The 18,674-nt window shown below is 60.4% G+C and carries 16 protein-coding genes; 9 read left to right on the top strand and 7 right to left on the bottom strand.

The genetic code is table 11. From position 1 onward, the window contains the following. Positions 1-183 precede the first annotated feature (183 nt). The gene (locus QRN31_RS13420) at positions 184-1,098 is read left to right on the top strand and encodes a LysR substrate-binding domain-containing protein (protein ID WP_285432491.1); all 915 of its coding nucleotides are present in this window, start codon (positions 184-186) and stop codon (positions 1,096-1,098) included. Between the two features lie 145 nt (positions 1,099-1,243). On the opposite strand, the gene hrpB is transcribed toward QRN31_RS13420, so the two are convergent. Next, on the bottom strand, positions 1,244-3,763 hold the full coding sequence (gene hrpB, locus QRN31_RS13415) for an ATP-dependent helicase HrpB (RefSeq protein ID WP_285432490.1): 2,520 nt from the start codon (positions 3,761-3,763) through the stop codon (positions 1,244-1,246). A 363-nt stretch (positions 3,764-4,126) separates the two neighbouring features. Between hrpB and pmcY the strand changes: the two genes are divergently transcribed. Then, positions 4,127-4,546: a periplasmic Zn2+ metallochaperone PmcY gene (pmcY, locus tag QRN31_RS13410; RefSeq protein ID WP_259156072.1), complete on the top strand. Its 420-nt coding sequence runs from the start codon at positions 4,127-4,129 to the stop codon at positions 4,544-4,546. A 29-nt stretch (positions 4,547-4,575) separates the two neighbouring features. After that, complete coding sequence (locus tag QRN31_RS13405; RefSeq protein ID WP_285432489.1) at positions 4,576-5,472, top strand: cation diffusion facilitator family transporter; 897 nt, start codon at positions 4,576-4,578, stop codon at positions 5,470-5,472. On the opposite strand, the gene QRN31_RS13400 is transcribed toward QRN31_RS13405, so the two are convergent. Beyond that, entirely contained in the window at positions 5,466-6,521 is a 1,056-nt protein-coding gene (locus tag QRN31_RS13400; protein ID WP_285432488.1) for a DUF6515 family protein, read from the bottom strand. The two genes, QRN31_RS13405 and QRN31_RS13400, sit on opposite strands and share 7 nt — an antisense overlap. Before the next feature lie 436 nt (positions 6,522-6,957). Here QRN31_RS13400 and QRN31_RS13395 point away from each other — a divergent pair, with 436 nt between their 5' ends. Beyond that, on the top strand, positions 6,958-7,437 hold the full coding sequence (locus tag QRN31_RS13395) for an Lrp/AsnC family transcriptional regulator (protein WP_007937367.1): 480 nt from the start codon (positions 6,958-6,960) through the stop codon (positions 7,435-7,437). Positions 7,438-7,635: 198 nt separating this feature from the next. Next, positions 7,636-7,845, top strand: coding sequence for a DUF2788 domain-containing protein (locus tag QRN31_RS13390; protein ID WP_007937369.1), 210 nt, complete (start codon positions 7,636-7,638; stop codon positions 7,843-7,845). Here the strand turns inward: QRN31_RS13390 and QRN31_RS13385 are convergent. The 4 genes from QRN31_RS13385 to QRN31_RS13370 all read right to left on the bottom strand — a co-directional run bounded on the left by QRN31_RS13385 (position 7,840) and on the right by QRN31_RS13370 (position 14,326). Beyond that, a complete protein-coding gene (locus QRN31_RS13385; RefSeq protein ID WP_285432487.1) occupies positions 7,840-8,475 on the bottom strand; it encodes a pseudouridine synthase in 636 nt (211 codons plus the stop codon). The genes QRN31_RS13390 and QRN31_RS13385 overlap by 6 nt on opposite strands. A 72-nt stretch (positions 8,476-8,547) precedes the next feature. After that, positions 8,548-10,047, bottom strand: a complete 1,500-nt coding sequence (amn, locus tag QRN31_RS13380; RefSeq protein ID WP_222588585.1) for an AMP nucleosidase — start codon at positions 10,045-10,047, stop codon at positions 8,548-8,550. Between the two features lie 174 nt (positions 10,048-10,221). Next, positions 10,222-11,868 (bottom strand): acyl-CoA dehydrogenase family protein, encoded by a 1,647-nt coding sequence (locus QRN31_RS13375; RefSeq protein WP_285432486.1) that lies wholly within the window; start codon positions 11,866-11,868, stop codon positions 10,222-10,224. A gap of 73 nt (positions 11,869-11,941) precedes the next feature. Further along, the gene (locus tag QRN31_RS13370) at positions 11,942-14,326 is read right to left on the bottom strand and encodes a hybrid sensor histidine kinase/response regulator (RefSeq protein WP_285432485.1); all 2,385 of its coding nucleotides are present in this window, start codon (positions 14,324-14,326) and stop codon (positions 11,942-11,944) included. A gap of 314 nt (positions 14,327-14,640) precedes the next feature. On the opposite strand from QRN31_RS13370, the gene QRN31_RS13365 reads away from it, so the two are divergent. The 4 genes from QRN31_RS13365 (at position 14,641) to QRN31_RS13350 (ending at position 18,175) form a co-directional block, all read left to right on the top strand. Then, a complete protein-coding gene (locus QRN31_RS13365) occupies positions 14,641-15,438 on the top strand; it encodes a hydroxymethylpyrimidine/phosphomethylpyrimidine kinase (protein WP_208671319.1) in 798 nt (265 codons plus the stop codon). A 32-nt stretch (positions 15,439-15,470) separates the two neighbouring features. Beyond that, positions 15,471-16,094 carry a thiamine phosphate synthase gene (gene thiE / locus QRN31_RS13360; RefSeq protein ID WP_285432482.1) on the top strand — a complete coding sequence of 208 codons (624 nt, stop codon included), beginning with the start codon at positions 15,471-15,473 and terminating at the stop codon, positions 16,092-16,094. A 17-nt stretch (positions 16,095-16,111) separates the two neighbouring features. After that, positions 16,112-17,395, top strand: a complete 1,284-nt coding sequence (gene hemL, locus QRN31_RS13355) for a glutamate-1-semialdehyde 2,1-aminomutase (protein WP_090179512.1) — start codon at positions 16,112-16,114, stop codon at positions 17,393-17,395. Between the two features lie 225 nt (positions 17,396-17,620). Continuing rightward, positions 17,621-18,175, top strand: a complete 555-nt coding sequence (locus QRN31_RS13350) for a tetratricopeptide repeat protein (RefSeq protein WP_222588591.1) — start codon at positions 17,621-17,623, stop codon at positions 18,173-18,175. 128 nt (positions 18,176-18,303) lie between these two features. Here QRN31_RS13350 and QRN31_RS13345 read toward each other — a convergent pair whose 3' ends face one another. Beyond that, positions 18,304-18,633, bottom strand: a complete 330-nt coding sequence (locus tag QRN31_RS13345) for a DUF1820 family protein (RefSeq protein WP_007894425.1) — start codon at positions 18,631-18,633, stop codon at positions 18,304-18,306. Positions 18,634-18,674 lie beyond the last annotated feature (41 nt).

Genomic DNA, 18,674 nt, shown 5'->3' with positions numbered 1-18,674 from the left:
TCAGGCCCCTGTCCAGGAAAAATAGTAAAAATGTCTTCGCAGACCATGAAAAAACTGGGCAGCCAATCTCCCCCGTCGCGCGGGATGTGGTTATTGTTCAGGCACAACAACACCGTCGAACGAACGGATGCGGGCGGCTCGCAATTTGCTTGGATGTCGAGATCATCCACCCCGAGGTTTGCCGTGGCTGCCTACAACCTGCGTCAACTGAAATACTTCATCACCACCGTCGAATGCGGCAGCGTCGCCGAGGCGTCGCGCAAGCTGTACATCGCGCAACCGGCCATCTCCACGGCAATCAAAGGCCTGGAAGACAGCTTTGGCGTGCAACTGCTGATCCGCCATCATGCGCAAGGCGTGTCCCTGACACCCAGTGGCGCACGCTTCTACCGCAAGGCCCAGGAACTGCTGCGCATGGCCAAGGAGTTCGAACAGAACGCCCTGGCCGACAACGATGTGGTGTCCGGGCAAATCGATATCGGCTGTTTCGAAACGGTTGCGCCGCTGTACCTGCCGCAATTGATTGCCGGGTTCTCGGCGTTATATCCGGGCGTGAAAATCCGCATCCGTGACGGCGAGCAGCAAGAGTTGGTGCAAGGCCTGACCTCGGGCACCTTCGATATGGCGATCCTCTATGAGCATGACCTCGACGCCACCATCCAGACCGAACCTTTGATGCCGGCGCAGCGACCGTACGCGTTGCTGCCGGCGGACCATCGCTTCGCCCAACTTAAGCAAGTATCGCTGCGAGACCTGTGCCTGGAACCGATGATTCTGCTGGACGTGCAACCGAGCCGGACCTACTTCGTCAGCCTGTTCGAAGAATTGGGCTTGTCGCCGAACATTGCCTTCAGCTCGCCGTCGATTGAAATGGTCCGGGGCATGGTCGGGCAAGGTTTCGGCTTTTCGATCCTGGTCACCCGTCCGCATTCGGAATGCACCTATGACGGCCAGAAAGTGGTGTGCGTGGACATCGTCGAAGACGTCACCGGCTCGGGGCTGGTGGCGGCGTGGCTCAAGCGCGGGCAACTGACCAAGCCGGCGCAGTTGTTTGCCGACTATTGTCGGGAGCAGCTCACCGCGAAGGCTGCCTCTTGAATCGATCGTTCCCACGCTCCGCGTGGGAATGCATCCTGTGACGCTCCGCGTCACTTCGGTGCCAGGCCCGACACCAGTGATGCTGCCGGAACGCGGAGCGTCCCTTGAGGCATTCCCACGCGGAGCGTGGGAACGATCAGTATCCTCAGCTTTTGCGGGGTTTGATCCGTGCCGTTGCCTCGGCCACCAGCGGATCATCCGGCCAATAATGTTTTGGGTAGCGCCCCTTCAAGTCCTTCTTCACCTCGGCGTACGTGCTGCGCCAGAAGTTCGCCAGATCCTGGGTCACCTGCACCGGCCGTCGCGCCGGAGACAACAGATGCAGTTTCACCACCTGCCGACCCCCGGCAATGCGCGGGGTTTCGGCCAGGCCGAACAACTCCTGCAAGCGCACCGCCAGAATCGGTGGTTGCTCGCTGTAGTCCAGACGAATCGAGGAGCCTGACGGCACGCTCAGATGATGCGGCGCCAGCTCATCGAGCCGTTGCGGCAATGGCCAGGGCAGCAGGTTGTGGACGATGCTCGACAGGTCCAGGTTAGCGAAGTGACTCAACCGCGAGACTTTCCCCAGATACGGCATCAACCAATGCTCGAGGTTTTTGAGTAACGCGGCGTCGCTGACATCCGGCCACTCACTGTCGCTCTTGCTGCCAAGGTCCAACTGCCGTAACAAGGCCACTCTCGCCTGCCACTGGCGCAGTTCCGGGGTCCACGGCAGCAGCTCCAGGCCCTTGCGCCGCACCAGGTTCACCAGCGCTTGGCTGCGAGCATTTTCATCAAGACCGGTCAGCGGTTCACGGCTGAGGATCAGTTCGCCGACCTTGCGCTGACGCTCGGCGCGCAACACGCCTTCGCGCTCATCCCAATCCAGTTGATCGACCACGCGCACTTGCTCGGCCAGCACGGAATCGAACAGCGCCGGATCAAAATCCGCCGCCAAATAAATCCGTTCCTCTCGCTGGCCCTGACGACTGCCGAGGTCGGCGATCACCAGCCAGGGTTGTTTCATCAAACTGTCGGCTTCAGCGAACAACGCCGCGCGGCCGTTGGCCAAGCGATATTCCGCGCCACCGGCACGCCGTTGTTGAGCCACGCGGTCGGGATACGCCAACGCCAGCAGCGCGCCGAGCCAGCGCGGATGATCCGGGTCGCCGACCGGCTCCAATGCTTTGCCGCGCAGATAACCGCGATATTGCCGCGCCAGTTGCCGGGCACGCTGAACGCCGCCCTGGGCTCCGCGCGCGGCCCGCTCTTCACCGGACAACAGCGTCAATCGGCTGTGCAGATCGGCGCCCGCACCGCGCAAGATGTCCCGCTCGCCGAGCAAGGCCGCGACATCGCACGCCATGTCTGCCAGGCCGAGCGCCTGCCCGCGCAACAGCAAATGGGCGATGCGCGGATGCGCCGGCAGTTCGGCCATGGCCTGACCGTGACGGGTCAGCGCTTCGCCGTCCAACGCACCCAGGCGCTCAAGCAGATCCTGAGCCTGTGCATAAGCGGCGGCGGGCGGCACGTCAAGCCACACCAGTTGAGTCGGTGTCACGCCCCACCGCCCCAGTTGCAACGCCAGTCCGGCAAGGTCTGCCGAGAGAATCTCGGCACTGGCATACGCCGCCAGTTGCTCGTGCTGATCTTGCGACCACAAGCGATAACACACGCCCGGCTCCAGACGCCCGGCCCGACCCGCGCGCTGTGTGGCGCTGGCTTTGGAAATTCGCTGGGTGTCGAGGCGGGTCATGCCGCTCCCTGGATCGAATCGCGGTACCCGCGCAAGCCCCGCGTCGATCACCACGCGCACGCCGTCGATGGTCAGACTGGTCTCGGCGATGTTGGTTGCCAGCACCACTTTGCGTTTGCCGGCAGGCGCCGGATCGATCGCGGCACGCTGTGCGGCGAGGTCCAGCTCACCGTGCAACGGGCAGAGCAGAACCTGTGGGTTGTCGCCCAGCGCATCGGCCAATTGTTGATGAACACGACGGATTTCCGCCTGCCCCGGCAGGAACACCAACACGCTGCCGGTTTCATCGTTCAACGCTTCGAGGATGGTCTGCACCAGCCGCGGCTCGATGAATTCACCAGGCTGAAACGGCCGCCCCCAGCGCATCGCCACCGGGTACATGCGACCTTCACTGCGCAGGATCGGTGCGTCGTCGAGCAACCCGGCCAGGCGTTCGCCCTCGAGCGTTGCCGACATCAAGAGGATTTTCAGCGGCTGATCGTCGCGAAACAGCTCCCGGCCATTCAGGCTCAGGGCCAACGCCAGGTCAGCATCGAGACTGCGTTCATGAAATTCATCGAAGATCAGCAGGCCTACGCCTTCCAGCGCCGGGTCGTCCTGCAAGCGCCGGGTGAGAATGCCTTCGGTGACCACTTCGATACGGGTCCTGGGCCCGACTTTGCTGTCCAGCCGAATCCGGTAGCCAACGGTTTCACCGACCTTCTCGCCCAGCTCACTGGCCAGCCGCTCCGCCGCCGCACGCGCGGCCAAACGGCGCGGTTCAAGCATCAGAATGGTCTGCCCGGCCAGCCAGCTCTCGTTGAGCAAGGCCAGCGGAACACGGGTGGTTTTACCGGCACCGGGCGGTGCTTCGAGCACGGCTTCATGGCGTGTCGCCAAGGCTTCACGCAGGGCGGGTAAAACTTCATCAATCGGCAAAGAAATCATGCTGGCTCCACAGGGCGTGCCCACAGTAAATTGCGAGTCGCGTTGAAGTTGTGGGCATGCCAGGCAAGGCGTGGGACGCAGGTAAGGGTCGTTTCCTTACCAAGTCCCACAACGCAGCATGGCATGTCCACAGCGTCAGCCCGGAGGGCCGAACCCCAGTAAAATTTATTAGCCGTTGCGCGTGGTCGATCTGGAAAAAACAACTTCAATACTCAACTAATCCTGGAAGGGGTGAGACGCGGCCGCAATTTACTGTGGGCACGCCCTGCCGCCGCGAGTATAACGGCGAACTGCTAGTTGCTCGTTGCTGTCCTAATTCATATCGACGACGCTTCGTTTTCCAAATGACTCAGGAGATTTCATATGCGTGTTCCCTTTCGCTTGATTGGCGGTGTATTGGTCGCGACCTTGCTGACCCAAGTGACCGCTTGCGGATCGATTTTCTACCCCGACCGTCGTGGGCAGATCGACGGCAAGATCGACCCGGCCATCGCGGCGCTCGATGCCGTGGGCCTGCTGTTCTACATCATCCCGGGCCTGATCGCTTTTGCAGTGGACTTTGCCACTGGCGCGATTTATTTCGAGCCAGGCCACACTGCTCAGGTGGCGCCGGAAAAACTCAAGGAAGCCATCGGCGCCGACGGCAAGGTCGATAACCACAAGTTGCAGACTATTCTGGAAACTGAACTGGGCCGCAGCTTCCCGCTGGATGACCCACGCCTGATCCAGCACAAGGGCAGCGCCCAGCAACTGGCTATGTTCGGCCTGCAACCTGCTGCGTAATTCGAGCATCTAAAGGAACCGCCGCACTTATGATTTCCAGCTCCGAACACGCCCGCCTGTTGCGGCTGGCGACTCGTGCCTCAGTGGCGGTCGCCTGTACGCTGATCGTCGCCAAAGCCATCGCATGGTGGATGAGCGGTTCGGTGAGCATGCTTGCCGGGTTGACCGACTCGACACTCGACGGCGTCACCTCGTTGCTCAACCTGCTGGCGGTGCATTACGCCTTGCGCCCCGCCGACGATGACCACCGTTACGGGCACGGCAAGGCTGAGTCTCTGGCCGGCATGGCTCAGGCGCTGTTCATTGGCGGCAGTGCGGTATTGATTGCCTTGCAGGCAATTGATCGGTTGAAACACCCGGAACCAGTGGGCGCGCCGTGGATCAGCATCGGGGTGATCTTGTTCTCCCTGGCGCTGACCCTGGCGTTGCTGATACTTCAACATCGGGTCGTCAAGGCCACCGGTTCCAATGCCGTGCGCGCCGACTCCCTGCATTACCGCTCGGACATGATGCTCAATGGCAGCATTCTGGTTGCGCTGATTCTGGCGGGGTTTGGCTGGCATCAGGTCGACCCGTGGTTCGGGCTGGCAATCGCTGCGTACATTTTCTGGAGCGCCATCCAGATCGCCAAGGAAAGCTTCATGGTGCTGATGGATGAAGAACTGCCGCCCGATGTCAGCCAGCACATGCTTGAGCTCGCCTGCAGCGTACCGGGGGTATTGGGCGCGCACGACTTGCGCACGCGGATTTCCGGTAACCAGTGGTTTGTGCAGTTGCATCTGGAATTGCCGGGAGACCTGACGCTCTCAGTCGCCCACGGCATCAGCGATCAGGCGGCCGACGCGATTCATGCCGCTTACCCGCGAGCCGAAGTGCTGGTGCACGCCGACCCGCAGGAAGTGGTGATGGCCGCCAGGGCTCAGTAGGAAACCTGGTAGCCGCGACTGCTCAGGCAATTGCCCTGGGCCTGGCGGTAGGCTTGCACCACCGACGGGTCTGGCTGGTAAGTGGCCGTGCGCGGATTGAAACCACTCTGCTGCACCGCGTATTGATAGCACTCATAACCGTCCTGCTGGACCTGCTCCGGCGACTGGCCGTTGGCCGGGTACGCCACCACGTCATAGCCATTGCTGGCCGGTTGCGGTTGCGGTGGCTGCTGCACCGGAGGCTCGACCACGACGTAATCCTGAGTGCTTTCCTGATAGGCGTAATACGAACCGGCTGCCAGGAATAACAACGCACCGCCGATCCACACTTCACGGGCGTAATCGGGCAAGTAGCCGACTCGAATTCCGCGAGGCGGTTGGACCACAACGTAACGTGGGCCTTGCGGGCGATACCAGTAGCCGCCGGAATAGAAGTAATCGCGGCCGCCATAAGGCACGCGGTATTCACGGTCCGGGAAGCGATCGATCACTTGGCCGGGACGATACTGCGGGCCTGCACCCCATCCATTACCGTGTCCGTCCGGACGACCGGCCCAGCGATGATCATCGGGACGCGGACCGTTGTTCTGCCAATGCGGGTTGTTATCGTAGCGCCGCGGAACATCCTCATAGTAACCACGCTGTGGCTGCTGGGTCTGGCGCACGGTGTCAGGTCGCCCCTGGATCGGCAGGTCATTGGCCGGCAATTGAGGCGGTGGTGGCGCCGATCGAACAGGGTTGTTGTAGTTGGGCTGTTGACGGTTCTGCCATTGGCCGTTGTTTTGGTTCTGCCCGTTGTGCTCGAACTGGCGACTGTTGTCGCCACGAATGATGTCGTTGTTCTGCGGACGCGGCTGGTTTTGCTGCGGCTGATTTTGCGGATGCGGCTGATTTTCGCCGCCGTGGCCCCTATTGTTGCCCTCGTGGCCATCCGATCCACGTTGCCCGCCTTCGGGGCCACGGTTCTGCTGATCATCGGCCAGCGATTGCGCAGTGACACTGATACACAGCAAACCAACACCGGCCAAACGCCAGATGCGCGACTTCATGCTTTTCCTCACTGCGGGTTAGGGCCTGTATGTAAGACTGAAAAAGCACAGACCGGTTCTGCAACAGGTTATCAGTCGCGCAACTTATTTATTGAGCGCCGTCGTCAAATTCCGGGCAAAAGAAAAGGGAGACCCGTCGGCCTCCCTTTAGAGAACTTCGTCCGTGCTCGACGCTTGTGGCGCCGGCTCACCTCACGCCGTCTTCTGGACAGTGTGTAGCTCGGGGGCCGACACATCCCCTGTGGGGGTGGCGACCGCGACTGGCCTGATTGGGCGAGCCGCTGTGGACTGTTTGTCCGAGCAGTGATTCTGGTGATAAGAATAGGCCGGAGGCGCCGACAGAGGATTGCGAAGATTGCTCAAATAAACATCACTTGCGCAATTTTTAACCCTGGATAGATAATCTGCCGCAATAGTTATGACAAAGGCCTGATTGATGAGCAAACTCGACCGATACGACTTGAGCATTTTGGCGGAATTGCAGCGTGACGCGCGCATCTCCAACCAGGAGCTGGCCGAACGCATCGGCCTGTCGCCTTCGCCGTGCTCGCGCCGGGTCAAGCAGCTGGAAGACGACGGCTACATCTCCCGCCAGGTCGCCTTGCTGGACCGCAAAATGCTCGGCTTGAGCCTGACGGCTTATGTGCTGATCGGCATGGACCGCCATACGCCTGAGCGTTTCGAGAACTTCGAAGCGGCGATTCGTACATTACCGCAGGTGCTGGAATGCAGCCTGGTGACCGGGATGGATGCGGATTATCAGCTCAAGGTGGTGGTGCCGGACATGGATCACTATCAGAAACTGCTGCTGGGGCACCTGACCCGGATTGAAGGGGTGACGAGTGTGCGGTCGAGTTTTGTGTTGAACCAGGTGCTCAATAGTACGGAGTTACCGCTGACCCATCTGCGTAGCTGATGACGCCATCGCGAGCAGGCTCGCTCCCACAAGGGATCTCCTGAACATCGAAGATCTTCTGTGGGAGCGGGCTTGCCCGCGATGGGGCCGGCCCAAGCGACGAATAGCTGCGACACGCTGCCGCAGGTCAATACTTCGCCAATCCCCCATGCCGTATACTTCAGCGCCTTTTAGCCACGCCCGCGCTGGAGATGTCCGATGGATCCTGCAGTATTCGAAGAGTGGATGATGACTGGACTGGTCAGCATCCTGATCATTTTCATGGGTTTCATCGTCTGGGATCTGGCGAAGAAATCCAAAGCCGGACGCTTCGGTTCTTTCATCCTGTTCTTCGTTCTGGGCTTGGGTGTGGCTGCATTCGTGATCAAAAGTGTGGTCATCGGCCTGATCGAATCCGGCACGTTATAAACGCGCCGGCACTTCCTTCCACTGGCCCTGATCGAGCCCTTCGATCGTCCAGTCGCCGATTCTGACCCGTACCAGACGCAACGTCGGCAAGCCGACCGCCGCCGTCATGCGCCGAACCTGACGGTTGCGTCCCTCGCGAATTACCAGTTCCAGCCAGCTCGTCGGCACGCTTTTACGAAACCGTACCGGCGGGTTGCGTGGCCACAACTCGGGTTCATCCAGTTGTCGCGCTTCGGCCGGCAAGGTCATGCCGTCGTTCAACTCGACACCCTCGCGCAGGCGCTGCAACTGCTCGGCGTTCGGTTCGCCTTCCACTTGCACCCAATACGTCTTGGCCAGTTTGTGTTTCGGATCAGCGATCCGCGCCTGGAGTTGACCGTCGTTGGTCAGCAGCAGCAAACCTTCGCTGTCGCGGTCCAGCCGTCCTGCCGGGTAAATCCCCGGTATGTCGATGTAGTCCTTGAGTGTCGCGCGCCCTTCACCGTCGCTGAACTGCGTCAGCACATCGAACGGTTTGTTGAACAGAATCAGTTTCGGCTCGGTCGGCGGCGCCTTGGCGACACGGCGTGGGGCTGAGGAAGCTGGCTTCGCACCTGGACGGCGGGAAGCGGGAGGTTGAGGACGGGACATGGCGAGGAGAACATCTAACGGTCAGGGCTGCTAATGCTAGTGCCCTGACCGCCAAATGACCACGACAAACCGTTAACGGAACGGCGGTTCGTCGAAGCTGCGCAGTTTGCGCGAGTGCAGCGAGTTGAGCTCAGTGCGCAACAGGTCCACGGCCTCGATGCCGATCTTCAAGTGCTGGCTGACCGCGCGCTCATAAAAGGCGTTGGCCGAACCCGGCAGCTTGATTTCGCTGTGCAGGGGTTTGTCCGATACGCAGAGCAACGTGCCGTACGGCACCCGCAAGCGATAACCCTGGGCCGCGATGGTGCCGCTTTCCATGTCCACCGCCACGGCGCGGGAGAGGTTGATCAACGGACGCTCCTGCGCCCAGCGCAGTTCCCAGTTACGGTCGTCGTAGGTCAGTACGGTGCCGGTGCGCAGGCGTTTTTTCAGCTCGTCGCCCTTCTCGCCGGTGATGTTGGCCGCGGCTTGCTGCAACGCCATCTGCACTTCGGCAAGTGCTGGGATCGGAATATTGGGTGGCACCACCCGGTCGAGAATGCCGTCGCGACGCATATAAGCGTGAGCCAGCACGTAGTCGCCAATGGTCTGCGACTGACGCAAACCGCCGCAGTGGCCGATCATCAACCAGCAATGCGGACGCAGCACTGCCAAGTGGTCAGTGATGTTCTTGGCATTGGACGGGCCGACGCCGATGTTGACCAACGTCACGCCATGACCGTCGCTGGCAATCAGGTGATAGGCCGGCATTTGGTAACGGTGCCAAACCACGCCCGCGGCAATCGCCGAAGCTTCGCCGTGGTCCATGGTCTTTTCGATGATCACGTTGCCCGGCAAGACCATGCGCACAAAACGCGGGTCGCTGCGCAACTGCTCCAGCCCATGCACGATGAACTGGTCGACATAGCGATGGTAGTTGGTCAGCAGAATCCACGGCTGCACATGGCGCCAGTCGCTGCCGGTGTAATGCACCAGCCGGCGCAGGGAAAAGTCCACCCGCGCAGCGTCGAACAGCGCCAATGGCAGCGGATCGGTGTTTTCCCAATCGTACAAGCCGTCGGCAATGCCGTCGGTGGCGGCCGACAAATCCGTACTCGGGAACACCCGCGCCAATACGGCGGCGGTAACGCCGGAGCCGGCCAGTTCATCACCCTGCTCGACCACGTACGGATACGGAATGTTTTGCTGGCTGACGCCGACTTCCACAGTCACGGTGAAGTCGTGCATCAACGGCACGAGTTGTTCCAGCAAGTATTTTCGGAAAGCCGCCGGATGGGTGACGGTCACGCTGTAGGTCCCAGGCAACTGAACCTTGGCATAGGCGCGGGTGGTCTGTGGGACCTCACCCTGGCAGTGATAGGTCAGACGCAGCTCGGGATAACGAAACATCGCACGCTGCTCGGCGTCGGGCTCGACACGATCCTTGAGGTAACGCTTGAGCGCCTGGTTCAGCGCGGTGGTTGCACGATTGTGCAAGAGCGCAAGCCGGTCCACGGCTTGCTCGGCGGTTTGAACGACAATAAAAGCTTCGGTCACGATCAGCATCCTGTGTTCTGACTTGCAGTGCTTCATCTTGCCTGCATCATCGCTTCACGGGAACAGTGGCTGCTACACAAATCCCAAGTCCACTGTAAATCCAATGTGGGAGCGGGCTTGCTCGCGAAAGCGGTTCAACATTCAACAGTGATGTTGGCTGACAGTCCGCCTTCGCGAGCAAGCCCGCTCCCACAAGGGGTTACATGTCGTTCACACAAGCGGGGTCGAGCGGGCGACAATCGCTTCCACTTCCAGCCCTCGCGGCAACGCGCCATATACCCGCCCGGCCGAAACCAGTCGACTGGCAATAAATGCATCACTGACCGCCGAATTGCCGGCCTCCAGCAACAATTTGGCCTGGAGCCCCAATGCAATGTCTTCGGTGAGTTGCCGCGCGCGGTATTGAATGTCGCTGGTGTCCTTGAACGCTGCCTGCAATTGGTTGATGTGTGCGGCCAGGCGTTTATCGCCATGACCATCGCCCAGTTCGCCGAACAACACGTCCAGCACGCCCGGCTCTTTCGACAACGCCCGCAACACGTCAAGGCATTGCACGTTGCCGGAACCTTCCCACGTCGAGTTGACCGGTGCCTCACGGTAAAGGCGCGGCAGGATACTTTCTTCGACATACCCGGCACCGCCCATGCATTCAGCGGCTTCATTGATCATTGCCGGCGCACGCTTGCAGATCCAGTACTTGCCCACCGCCGTCACCAGGCGGGCGAATTTGGCTTCATGGCTGTCATCCAGATGATCCAGCGCCTTGCCCATGCGCAGGCTCAACGCCAAAGCCGCTTCGCTTTCCAGTGCCAGATCGGCCAGGACGTTCTGCATCAGCGGTTGTTCGCTCAGCAACTTGCCGCCGACCATACGGTACGCGCAGTGATGACTGGCCTGCGTCAGCGCCTGGCGCATCAGTGAACTGGAACCGACCATGCAATCAAAGCGGGTCATTGCAACCATCTCGATGATGGTCGGAACGCCACGCCCCTCTTCGCCGACCATCCACGCCAGCGCGCCCCGGAATTCGACTTCACTGGACGCATTGGAGCAATTGCCCAGTTTGTTTTTCAGGCGCTGGATATAGAACTGATTGCGCGTATCGTCCGGGCGGTGGCGCGGCAGCAGGAAGCAGGTCAGCCCCTTGTCCGTCTGTGCCAGGGTCAGGAAGGCATCGCACATCGGCGCGGAACAGAACCACTTGTGCCCCACCAGTTCATAAGCCTGGCCAGGACCGCTCGCGCCCACCGGATAGGCCTTGGTGGTGTTGGCCCGAACGTCGGTGCCACCTTGTTTTTCGGTCATCGCCATGCCGATGGTGACGCCGGCCTTGTGGGCCATGCCGACATTGCGCGGGTCGTATTCGGTAGACAGGATTTTCGGCAGCCACTGCTCGGCCAGGTCCGGCTGCAATCGCATCGCCGGCACGCTGGCGAAGGTCATGGTCAAGGGGCAACCGCTACCCGCTTCGGCCTGGCTGTGCAGATACGACATCGACGCGCGCGCGACATGCGCGCCAGACTGGGGATGCGTCCAGGGCAACGAGGTCAACCCGTGCTCGACCGCCGTGCGCATCAGCTGGTGATACGCGGGATGAAACTCCACCAGATCGATGCGATGGCCATAACGGTCATGGCTGACGAACACCGGTTTGTTTTGATTGGCCAGGAACCCGGCTTCCATCAGTGGCCCGCCGGCCAATGCGCCATAAGCATCAATCCGCGACTCGGCCCACCCGGCACCGAAACGCCGCGACCACTCTTGCAACGGCAGGTCGATGCGATAGAGGTTGGTGCCGTCCAGTGACGGTGGCTGGTTGGTGACTTCGTGGGTTTCGGCGAACTGATGCAGGTTCATGACGGGGCTCCTTTGATCAGCCAAGGGATTCAGTTAAGCACCGCCCCCTGACCGATCAAAGTGTCATATCTGCCTAAATGTCGGCGCTTTCGCCTTGTTTAGGACAGAGCACGCGCCGATAGAGCGCCGCTTGCAAATCCTCGAATTTAACCGGCTTGCTCAGATAGTCGATCAAAGCGCCGGTCGGACAGCGCTCCCGCTCACCGCTCATGGCAACCACGAACACCGGCAACTCGGCACACCCCGGCAAGGCGCGGATCTGGCAGCTAAGGGAGATGCCGTCCAGCGTGGGCATCTGGCAATCGAGCAACACCGCATCGAAATGTTCACGCTGCAATTCATCGAGCGCCGCCTCGCCGCTGTCGGTAGCACGCACCCGAAACCCGAGTTTGAGCAGCATGCCGCGCATCACCAATTGATTGATGCTGTTGTCATCCACCAATAGCACCGAGCAGTCCTGGGGCAGGCGCAAACGCGGAAACTCCCGGGTCATCAAGGGCACAGGAGGCCGCTCCACCACTGGCAACTCGAACTCGACGTCCAGCTGGAAGCGGCTGCCGCTGCCGGGTTCGGATCGGTGGGTCAGGCGCCCGCCGAGCAGTTCGACCAGTTGCCGACAGATCGCCAGGCCCACGCCCAGTCCACCGTATTCACGGGTCATGGAACCGTCTAGCTGGAAGAAGTGTTGGTACAGCGTCGCCTCCCCCAGATCAGTGAAACCGATGCCGGTGTCGATCACCGCAAACGACAACGACTGTCGACCGTTGCCCACCGGCTTGCCCGTCACCCGTAGCGCCAGCCCTCCGACCCGAGTGAACTTGATCGCATTATCGAGCAGGCATTCCAGGCATTGCGACAGCTTGGCGCTGTCGCCATTCAAGCGATCCGGCAGGCCCGGTGTCACGTCGACCTTGAAGTCCAGCGACTTGCTCAGGGCATTGCCTTCGAACTGCATCCGCAAGGCCTCGACCACACCGCGCAAACTAAATGTTGCCGAATTGGCCTTGAGTTTGCCCGCCTGCAACTCAGTCAGGGTAAGGATGCCGTTGACCATGCGCATCATGTCTCGCGCCGAGCCGGCGGCGGTTTGCTGGTATTGCTCCAGCTCCGGGTCCATCTCCACGGTCTGCATCAGTTCCAGCGAACCGATCACACCGTTCATGGGCGTGCGCAGTTCATGGGTCAGGGTCGCGAGGAACTCGTCCTTGAGCTTGTTGCTGTGAGCCAGTTGCTGGTTCAACACTTCGAGCTTTTGACCGGCATCGAACAGCGTCTGCGCCTGCTGTTCGCGCATGGCGTTGATTCGATCGGCCAGCGCCAGGGACAACAATGCGACTTCGATGGCTGAACCGATCTGGCTGGAGTACATGGTCAGGAACACGTTGGGCAGGTAACCCAACACCATCATCGTGTTGACGATGCCGCCGAGCAGGAAGGCCGACCAGGCAATGATGAAATACCGCGCCACGCGCAGCCCCCGCAACCAGGCGCACAGCCCGGCGACGAATATCACCACGGTGAAAACCAAAGCCAGTGCCGTCGCCAGACGCAAGGCCAAGGCGTAGCTGGTCATCAATGACAAGCCGACCACCACCGCACTGAACGCCACCAGTGCCAGCAGCAAACGGTCTAGCCAGCGACTGTGACTGGCCGTCTGCAAGAAGCTGCGGGCGAACTGGCTGCCGAACAACCCTGCGCACCCAATGAAAAACGGCGTCGCGGCATTGGCCCACCAGGGATTGTCCGGCCAGAAATACTGCACTGCCGCGCCATTCACCGACAGCTGATACAGGCCGAACGAGGCGATGTAGAAAATGTAATAGAGGTAACTGGTGTCACGCACGCTGAGGTAAATGAACAGGTTGTAGACCAGCATTCCAAGCAGCACGCCGTAGATCAGGCCCAACACATAAAGGCGCACCGGTTGGTCTTCGAGGTAAGCCGTACTTGACCATAAAGTCACGGGCGCCTGGACCGACCCTTCACTTTGCAGGCGCAGGTAAACGGTTTGCGCCTGGTCAGGGGCGAAGTTCAGATCGAACAGGTAGTTGTTCTGGCGGATCTCGCGAGTGGCGAAGGGCAATGCATCGCCGGTTTGCCGGACCAATTGATAGTCCCCGCCAGCATCGGGCAGATAAAGATCAAGGTGATCGAGGGGCGGATAAGCCAGTTCCAGCAGCCAGGTGCGTTGTGCCGCGGGGTTGGTCGGTCGGTAATGCAGGTCGATTTTCAGCCAGAACGCTGAGCGCGAATAACCGGCGTTAAGGGTGTCTTTATCGTGGACCTTGAAGTTTCCGGCAGCGGCTTGCGCACGAACATCGGCGATGGTCGCTTGACCACCCGCGTCTTCATACACCTGCAGGGCTCGGCCTAAGGGAAGGCTTTGGGTGAATTCATCAAATTCAACGGCACTTGCCATGAGGGGCAAGCACAACAGCAACATCAACAAATAGCGCATTTAAGCCCCAGTGTGGCCTGTCCGGTTATCTCAGGAAGCCCCTCATTCCTTTTGAGTAGACGTAAAACCGGTATTACCTGTCATTGGTTTGGATCCACTCTAGCATAGCCGTTGATGGCCATTGAACACCATTGAAATTTTTCCTACAAAGGCTCTAGGACGGGCGTTCCAGCGCTGCGCATTGAGCTAGAGCCGTTAGCCCCGTCGGAAGGTGAAAATGAACCGACGATTGGCACATTCCGGCGGCATCCAGGCGAGGGCCGCCACAGGGAGCGTCATGACTCGCTGGTCGACTGGTGGTAAGCTCGCGCACCATGAATATCTACAGCTCTCGCCCCGTTGTCCTCTGTCTCTCCGGCCACGACCCAAGTGGTGGCGCCGGCTTGCAGGCAGATATCGAAGCCCTGCTCGCTCAGGGTTGTCATGCGGCTCCGGCCGTCACCGCCCTGACCGTGCAAGACACGGTCAATGTCACTGACTTCCGCGTCCTCGATCGCGAGTGGGTGTTGGCCCAAGCCAATGCCGTGCTCAACGATTCCGAAGTCGCCGCCGTCAAACTGGGCATGCTCGGTTCCCTGGAAATGGTCGACACCGTCGTCGAACTGCTCTCGGCGCACCCGCATTTGCCGGTGGTCTGCGACCCGGTGCTGCGCGCCGGTGGCGGCGGACGACTGGGCAAGGACGAAGTCGGCTATGCCATGCGCGAACGCCTTTTGCCGCTGTCCATCATCGCCACCCCCAACCTTCCTGAAGCCCGCATCCTCGCCGAACTGCCCGAAGGCACCGCGGACGAATGCGCTGAAAAACTCCTGCCGTTCGTCAAACACTTGCTGATCACTGGCGGTCATGGCGACGAACACGAAATCCATAATCGCTTGTACAGCCGCGACGGTCACCGCCAGACGTTTACCTGCCAACGCCTGCCCGGCAGTTATCACGGTTCCGGTTGCACTTTGGCCAGCGCGCTGGCCGGTCGCCTGGCCTTGGGTGAACACCTTGCCAGCGCCGTGCAGACCGCGCTTGACTACACTTGGCGTACCCTGCGCGATGCGGAGCAGTTGGGCAAAGGCCAGTTCGTGCCGCGCCGCCTGCCGCTGGATTTCTGTTCGTAACTTTTGATGCGTAAAGCGCAGAGGCTTGTCCGATGAAACTACGTGGCCTGTACGCCATTACCGATAGCCAGTTGCTGGCCGGTAAATTTCTTTCGTACGTGGAGGCGGCGCTCGAAGGCGGCGTCACCTTGCTGCAATACCGCGACAAGAGCAGCGACGAGGCCAGGCGTCTACGCGAAGCCCAAGCCCTGCGCGATCTGTGCGAGCGCTACAAAACCAAGCTGATCATCAACGACGACGCCGAGCTGGCTGCGCGCCTGAACGTCGGCGTGCACCTGGGCCAGACCGACGGCCCGCTGACCCCAGCCCGAGCGCTGCTCGGTCGTCAGGCGATCATCGGTTCAACCTGCCACGCACAACTCGAACTCGCCGAACAAGCTGCCAAGGAAGGCGCCAGTTACGTCGCCTTCGGTCGCTTCTTCAACTCTAATACCAAACCCGGCGCACCGACCTGCAGCCTTGAGTTACTCGACCAGGCGCGCAGCAAACTGCACCTGCCGATCTGCGCGATTGGCGGCATCACCCTGGAAAACGCCGCGCCACTGGTGGCCCACGGGGTCGATCTGCTGGCAGTCGTCCACGGCCTGTTTGGCGCCGAGAGCACGGCTGAAGTCACCCGCCGCGCCCGCGCTTTTAACGAATTGTTCAAATCCTGATTTTTGAGAGCCCGATCATGTCTCGTTCCGAAACCCTGTTTGCCAATGCCCAGAAACACATTCCCGGGGGCGTTAACTCGCCTGTTCGCGCATTCAAAAGCGTTGGCGGCACGCCGCTGTTCTTCAAACACGCTGAAGGTGCCTACGTCACCGACGAAGACGACAAGCGCTACGTTGACTACGTCGGCTCCTGGGGTCCGATGATTCTCGGCCACAGCCACCCGGACGTGCTGGACGCGGTGCGTAAACAGCTGGAACACGGTCTGTCCTACGGCGCCCCGACCGCGATGGAAACCGAGATGGCCGACCTGGTCTGCTCGATCGTGCCGTCGATGGAAATGGTGCGCATGGTCAGTTCCGGCACCGAAGCGACCATGAGTGCCATCCGCCTTGCGCGTGGATTCACCGGTCGCGACAACATCATCAAGTTCGAAGGCTGCTACCACGGCCACTCCGACAGCCTGCTGGTCAAGGCCGGTTCCGGCGCGTTGACCCAAGGCGTACCAAGCTCGGCCGGTGTGCCGGCGGACTTCGCCAAGCACACCCTGACCCTGCCATTCAATGACATCGACGCCGTGGAGACCATGCTCGCCGAAGTCGGTCAGGACGTGGCCTGCATCATCGTCGAGCCGGTGGCCGGCAACATGAACTGCGTACCGCCGGCGCCAGGTTTTCTCGAAGGCCTGCGCACCCTGTGCGACAAACATGGCGTGGTGCTGATTTTCGACGAAGTGATGACTGGTTTCCGCGTCGCGCTCGGCGGTGCCCAAGCCCACTTCGGCGTGACACCGGACCTAAGCACGTTCGGCAAGATCATCGGTGGCGGCATGCCGGTGGGCTGCTTCGGCGGCAAGCGCGAAATCATGTCGTGCATCGCACCATTGGGTCCGGTCTATCAGGCCGGCACCTTGTCGGGTAACCCGCTGGCGATGGCCGCCGGCCTGACCACCTTGCGTTTGATCAGCCGTCCTGGTTTCCACGACGAGCTGAGCGACTACACCAGCCGTCTGCTCGATGGTCTGCAACAGCGTGCCGATGCCGCTGGCATTCCATTCGTGACCACCCAGGCCGGCGGCATGTTCGGCCTGTACTTCAGCGGTGCCGATGACATCGTGACCTTCGATGACGTGATGGCCAGCGACGCAGCCTTGTTCGGCCGCTTCTTCCACTTGATGCTCGAAGGCGGCGTGTACCTGGCGCCGAGCGCATTCGAAGCAGGCTTCACCTCGATCGCTCACGGAGAAACCGAGTTGAAACTGACACTGGATGCCGCCGAACGAGCTTTCGCCGCATTGAAATAACCTGGTGTCGCTGACGTCGGCCAATGCCGGCGTCAGCTTTCGCCTGCATTTACACCCTTATTCCGACGCTCGTGCCAAGAATTCCCCGCAAATTGGGCGATATATTCCCCGCGCAGCAGAAAAACGAGTAAAGACTTTGTAAGGTTGGCCCTGCTTATTTCATAATGCGCGCTTATTGGATCCCCTCGATGGGTCCGCGCGCCCTTCAGAGGTAAGTCGATTCCCATGAACCGCACCGGCCGCGCCCTTGCACTGGGCTGCCTGTTGCTCCTTCAGCCCCTGCTCGCGCTCGCACAAGCAGGCGGCAACTCGTTGTTAATCCCAGCGATGGGTCGTTGCACCCTCAATACTCAGCCGCAAGACCTGACGCAAGCGCTGGCCGCCTGTCAGAAAGCGTCGGATGAAGGGGATGCACAAGCGCAATACGAGTTGGGTGCGTTCTACTACGACGGCAAAAACACGCCGCGCGACCTCAAAAAAGCCCTGGACTACTTCGAGAAGGCCTCATTGCAGGGCCACGCCCAGGCGCAGTTCAAACTCGGCACCATGTTTTTCCACGGCGAAGGCGTACCGGCCAATAACGTTCAGGCGTATATCGTGCTGAAAATGGCTGCGGTCAATGGTGCTGAAGATGCGCTCGATACGGCGGACGAAGTGGCCGAGAAAATGCCTCGAGAAGAACTTGAAGTGGCAACCCAGGTGCTTGGGCAAATCTTTCGTAAGTACCTGATGGAATTGCAGAGCGCCGATGGGCGTACGCCGTTTTCTCCACTGCCTTGAATTCTGTTTCTATCTTTCTGGCCCCATCGCGGGCAAGCCCGCTCCCACATGTGATCGCATTCTAATTAAAGAACACATTCCCTGTGGGAGCGGGCTTGCCCGCGATGGGAGCTACTCGGTCTTGAGGCCTACTTCTCAGGCATCGGCATCGGGAACGGCATCACATTGCCGACCGCGCCGCGGGCTTCGCTGATTTTTGGCGTGCCCAGACGCTCGACTTCATCGATGCGCACGATCGAATGCATTGGCACAAAACTGCGCACAACCCCTTCAAATTGAGCCTTGAGCTTCTCTTCGCTCGGGTCGACGACCACTTGTGTGCGCTCGCCAAAGACGAACTCTTCCACTTCCAGGAAGCCCCACAGATCACTTTGATAGATCTGCTTGGCATACATTTCGTACACCTGGCCCTGATTGAGGAAAATCACCTTGTAGATTGGAGCTTCACGTTTGGTCATGGCGGGCGAGCAACACATCGGGGGATAAAAATGAGGGCGCG

Source organism: Pseudomonas sp. fls2-241-R2A-110, assembly GCF_030209165.1.
Classification (GTDB): Bacteria; Pseudomonadota; Gammaproteobacteria; order Pseudomonadales; family Pseudomonadaceae; genus Aquipseudomonas.
The sequence above is the reverse complement of the archived record's forward strand: the minus strand, read 5'-3'. Positions and strand labels throughout refer to the sequence as shown.

Bases quoted from the DNA above. Each gene is read 5' to 3' on its own strand.
- pmcY (WP_259156072.1), top strand. From the start codon at position 4,127: ATGCGTGTTCCCTTTCGCTTGATTGGCGGTGTATTGGTCGCGACCTTG.
- QRN31_RS13385 (WP_285432487.1), bottom strand. From the start codon at position 8,475: ATGTCCCGTCCTCAACCTCCCGCTTCCCGCCGTCCAGGTGCGAAGCCA.
- thiE (WP_285432482.1), top strand. From the start codon at position 15,471: ATGAAACTACGTGGCCTGTACGCCATTACCGATAGCCAGTTGCTGGCC.
- QRN31_RS13370 (WP_285432485.1), bottom strand. From the start codon at position 14,326: ATGCGCTATTTGTTGATGTTGCTGTTGTGCTTGCCCCTCATGGCAAGT.
- amn (WP_222588585.1), bottom strand. From the start codon at position 10,047: ATGAAGCACTGCAAGTCAGAACACAGGATGCTGATCGTGACCGAAGCT.
- QRN31_RS13365 (WP_208671319.1), top strand. From the start codon at position 14,641: ATGAATATCTACAGCTCTCGCCCCGTTGTCCTCTGTCTCTCCGGCCAC.
- QRN31_RS13345 (WP_007894425.1), bottom strand. From the start codon at position 18,633: ATGACCAAACGTGAAGCTCCAATCTACAAGGTGATTTTCCTCAATCAG.
- hrpB (WP_285432490.1), bottom strand. From the start codon at position 3,763: ATGATTTCTTTGCCGATTGATGAAGTTTTACCCGCCCTGCGTGAAGCC.
- QRN31_RS13400 (WP_285432488.1), bottom strand. From the start codon at position 6,521: ATGAAGTCGCGCATCTGGCGTTTGGCCGGTGTTGGTTTGCTGTGTATC.
- QRN31_RS13405 (WP_285432489.1), top strand. From the start codon at position 4,576: ATGATTTCCAGCTCCGAACACGCCCGCCTGTTGCGGCTGGCGACTCGT.
- hemL (WP_090179512.1), top strand. From the start codon at position 16,112: ATGTCTCGTTCCGAAACCCTGTTTGCCAATGCCCAGAAACACATTCCC.
- QRN31_RS13390 (WP_007937369.1), top strand. From the start codon at position 7,636: ATGGATCCTGCAGTATTCGAAGAGTGGATGATGACTGGACTGGTCAGC.
- QRN31_RS13350 (WP_222588591.1), top strand. From the start codon at position 17,621: ATGAACCGCACCGGCCGCGCCCTTGCACTGGGCTGCCTGTTGCTCCTT.
- QRN31_RS13395 (WP_007937367.1), top strand. From the start codon at position 6,958: ATGAGCAAACTCGACCGATACGACTTGAGCATTTTGGCGGAATTGCAG.
- QRN31_RS13375 (WP_285432486.1), bottom strand. From the start codon at position 11,868: ATGAACCTGCATCAGTTCGCCGAAACCCACGAAGTCACCAACCAGCCA.